Raw genomic sequence first — 4040 nt, 5'->3', positions numbered from 1 at the left:
TTGATTGCCGGACCTTGGGATACAATCATCGTCGCCATCGGTGTCGTATTCATATTCTACTGGGGTGTTAACAGCGCCCTTGACGAACCGAGAATTACCGAAGACGAAGAAGAAATTTAAACAGGCAATCTCAATCTACATGCAACGGCCACAGCCCAAGCTTCCACCGGGCTGTGGCCGTATTCTATTGAGTGCATGCACATCTCGCACGTCGAGGTCTATTTTCAGTGAATCCGCAAAACAATTTTACCCGTGTTCTTATTGGCTTCCATGTGCGCATGAGCTTCGTTAACCTTTTCCCAGTCGAATACGGAATCGATCACCGGCTTGAGTGTTCCTTCCTTAAAGAGAGGCAACGCAAAATCGGCAAACGCTTTCGTGAGTTTCGCTTTTTTCCACAGCGGCTGCGACCGCAACGCCGTTCCGATCACGTGCAATCGGCGCGCGAGCAATTGCCCAAGATTGATGTTTTCCGCCTTTGTGCCGCCCATGACACCAATGATGATCAAGCGGCCGTCGACCGCCAGCGACTGAAGATTTTGTTCCCAATACGGCGCTCCGACGAAATCAAGAATCACATTAACGCCTTTGCCGTTTGTCCATGCATTAACCTTCGGTTGAAACGGACCGGCTTTGTAGTCGATCGCTTCCGCAGCCCCGAGCGCCTTGCAAAACGCTCGCTTTTCTTTGCTTCCGGCGGTAATAATTGCTTCAGCACCGACCGCGCGAACGAGCTGGATCGCCGCTGTTCCGACCCCGCTTGCCCCGGCGTGAATCAGTACTTGATCGCCTTCCTTGACACTGCCAAGCCAAAACAAATTCATGTACGCTGTCAGAAAAACTTCCGGGATCGCCGCGGCTTCTTCCAACGAAAATTTATCCGGAATACGCATCGCCATTTCAGCGGGAATCGTTGCATATTCTGCGTAACCGCCGCCCGGCAACAACGCAAACACCCGGTCGCCCGGCTTCCAGCCTTCCACGCGGGCACCAACTGCATCGACGACACCCGCCGCCTCAAGCCCGAGAATCGGTGAAGCCCCTTTCGGCGGCGGATAGGCGCCGCGCTTCTGCAGCAAGTCCGCGCGATTCACCGCTGTCGCGTGCACTTTCACCAGCAGCTCATCCGCCTTCGGCTCCGGCCTGTCAAACTCTCCGATTCTCAACGTTCGATCCTCATTTACGAGTACGGCTTTCATTTTTTTTATTCAGCCTCCTTTAATGACAACAACGCACCGACCGCGCCGCTCATCCAGCCATTCGCCGGAAATACGACCTTCTTGCCAGCAGCTTTCTCATAACCAGCAACGGTTCGCTGCATGAGCGGATGATTGTGGAACGTCGAGCCGATAAACGCTGCCTTGTTTGCTTCATACTTGTCGCACGCTTGCATGGCCAGCACTAGCACCGTTTCTGCAACCATCTTAAGTACCGCCGCGACTCGATCAGCCGCACCGGCGGGTCCCGCCGCCGCCGCTTTTCCGAAATTACTGGCTGTCAATTCGCCGGGAATCGGGGCATCCGTCATCGTGTAAATGTCTTTCACAAGCAAATCAAGCTGTCCCGGTTCCCCTTGTTCGGCCAACCGAACGAGTTTTTCAAAATTGCTGATCCCGGTCAGCAAATACGAAAGCCCGACGAATGTCCCGCCGCCGACGCCTGTGCCGGATACACGGCGAAACTCGGTTCCTTCGACGACATGTATCGACGTACCCGTTCCTACATTCGCCAAGACAAACCGTTCCGGCATATCGAGCCTTTGTTGTTTCATTAAATGCAACGCGCCTCGGCATGTGGCGCGAAATTCGTCTGTCGTCTCCGTCCCCAATGGGAGCTTCGCCGCGAGTTCTGCCGCTCTCCCGCCCGTCAAGCAAATTCTCGTTTCTTCCCCGCGCGAAACGAGCCATCTTGCCGCATCGTCCAAAACAGCTGCCGGAAAGGCTCGAAAAACGAGTTCTCCTTTAGCCCACCAAGCGATTTTTACTAATGTTCCGCCGGCGTCCACTCCGATATCCATTCTGTTGACTCCCTTCCCGTACAGCTGCCGTTAGTTTGATGATATCATGCTTCGCGTGCCGGGAAATGTGATATGCTTGAGGACACATAGTGAAACGGGAGGGATTTCGATTGGACAAGGCGTTTCTGTTCGATTTGCTGGCCACGGCTTCGCCCTCGGGGCATGAAGCCGCGATTCAAAAAAAGTGGATGAAGCATGTTGAACCCTTTGCAGATCAAATCAAAACAGACGCAGCCGGAAACTCGATTGGTGTCGTCAACCCGCGAGCGAAATTCAAACTCTTGCTTGCCGGGCATTGTGATGAAGTGGGATTCATCATTAACCGCATCGATGAAAACGGATTTATTCGCTTCACAGAACTCGGGCGCGTCAGCCATAAACCGGCCATCGGCATGAAAATGGACATTCTCGGCAGCGGCGGCCGCATCACAGGTGTCGTCGGCGTGAACGCGGAGCATCACGGCGGCATCACGGACGATTTCGATTTCGAGGACCTCTACATCGACTGCGGCGCGAAATCGAAAGAGGAAATGCAGTGCTGGGTAAAGGTTGGCGACCCCGTCGTTTATAAAAGAGAAGCAGAAACGCTGCTGAACGATCGCATCGCTGGACGCGGGCTCGACAACCGCACCGGCGCGTTCATCGTCGCCGAAGTGCTGAAGGCGGTCGCCGGAAAAGTAAACGCCGATGTCGGCGTTTACGCGGCGAGCACGGTGAACGAGGAGACGAACATGGGCGGCGCGTATTTCGCCGGCGCCGGCGTGAAGCCGAACATGGCGATCGCGTGCGACGTGACGTTCGCGACCGATTATCCGGGCGTGAACCGGAACAAGCACGGGGAGATCGACTTGGACGGCGGGCCGGTGCTCGCGAAGGGAGCGCCGATCAATGCGAAGCTGAACCGGCGCCTCGAAGAGGCGGCGGAGCGGAAGGGTATCGGTGTGCAGTATGAGCTGACGCCGCGAATGACGGGCACGGATGCGGACCGCATTCGGGTGACCGGGCGCGGCGTGCCGGTGGCGTTGGTGTCGCTGCCGCTGCGCTACATGCATGCGCCGGTGGAGACGGTGAGCTTGAAAGATATCGAGGAAGAAATCGAGCTGTTGGCCGATTTTCTCGTGAACTTGAAAGGCAACGAAAAAGTCGGGCCGCTCGACTGAAGATAAAATGCCGGGGGAACCGTGTTCCTCCGGCGTTTTTTTCGGCATAAATCGGACAACCTACGAAAAAAAATCATTTTTTTTATGAAATCGACCAACACTTTGGCCTTCTCAATCGTTATCCTGATGAAGACGAAACAGAAGCGAAGAAATGAGCGGATCGGATGCATACGGAAGATCTTTATGAAACGCATTATGAACGGCTGGCGAAGTTCGCCCGGTCGTTGACGAAAGATGACAAGGAAGCCGAGGATCTTGTGCAGGACACGTATTTGAAAGCAATGATGCACGAGTCGACATTGCACGGCTTGAATGAGCACCAACAGCGGGCATGGCTTTTTCAAGTGTTGAAAAATTTACGCCGCGACCGATTTCGCAAACAGCGCCGGGAAGTGCTGACCAACGAAGAAGAACCGCTCTGCGGAGCGCTCGAAGATTACTCGGAAATGGAGATTCGCGAACTGTTGGCGCGGCTCCCGGAAGAGTTAAGCGACGTCGTTTACAAGCGTTACTGGCTCGGCATGAACAGCAAGCAAATCGCCGAACCGCTCGGTATCACCGCCTCGACGGTCCGATATCGTCTTCAAACCGCAATCGCGCGATTAAGGCAGGAAATCGAAACTTAAACCAAATGGGGAGGCATCACAATGGGAACGATTATTGAAGAAGTGGCATTTTTGGATTTGACGAGTGCATCGGAAGAAGCGTTGAAGGAAATCAAGGCGATTCGCAACGTAGCATTCATGGCATACAATAAACAGTTTGAACCTTATATGGCGAACATTTCGTTCAGCGACATTGCTTCGTCGGTGAAAGTCGAAGGTGAAATCTCGTCCGTCAACGGCAAAATGGTGTTCACCGAG

The 4040-nt window shown here is 54.2% G+C and carries 5 protein-coding genes; 3 read left to right on the top strand and 2 right to left on the bottom strand.

Features of this window, described 5'->3' with window-relative positions; all coding sequences use genetic code 11:
• Positions 1 to 224: 224 nt before the first annotated feature.
• Together VFK44_06445 and coaW are read right to left on the bottom strand one after the other, a co-directional pair.
• Entirely contained in the window at positions 225 to 1199 is a 975-nt protein-coding gene (locus VFK44_06445) for an NAD(P)H-quinone oxidoreductase (protein ID HET7628014.1), read from the bottom strand.
• Positions 1200 to 1204: 5 nt separating this feature from the next.
• A complete protein-coding gene (gene coaW, locus VFK44_06440; GenBank protein HET7628013.1) occupies positions 1205 to 2017 on the bottom strand; it encodes a type II pantothenate kinase in 813 nt (270 codons plus the stop codon).
• A 110-nt stretch (positions 2018 to 2127) separates the two neighbouring features.
• Here coaW and VFK44_06435 point away from each other — a divergent pair, with 110 nt between their 5' ends.
• The 3 genes from VFK44_06435 to VFK44_06425 form a co-directional block, all read left to right on the top strand.
• On the top strand, positions 2128 to 3177 hold the full coding sequence (locus VFK44_06435; GenBank protein ID HET7628012.1) for a M20/M25/M40 family metallo-hydrolase: 1050 nt from the start codon (positions 2128 to 2130) through the stop codon (positions 3175 to 3177).
• Positions 3178 to 3341: 164 nt separating this feature from the next.
• Positions 3342 to 3803 carry a sigma-70 family RNA polymerase sigma factor gene (locus tag VFK44_06430; GenBank protein HET7628011.1) on the top strand — a complete coding sequence of 154 codons (462 nt, stop codon included), beginning with the start codon at positions 3342 to 3344 and terminating at the stop codon, positions 3801 to 3803.
• Positions 3804 to 3824: 21 nt separating this feature from the next.
• On the top strand, positions 3825 to 4040 hold a 216-nt coding region (locus VFK44_06425; protein ID HET7628010.1), incomplete at its 3' end, for a hypothetical protein.

Source organism: Bacillales bacterium (assembly GCA_035700025.1).
Taxonomy (GTDB): domain Bacteria; phylum Bacillota; class Bacilli; order Bacillales; family DASSOY01; genus DASSOY01.
Note: the sequence above shows the minus strand (reverse complement) of the source record. Positions and strands in the feature narration are given on the sequence as shown.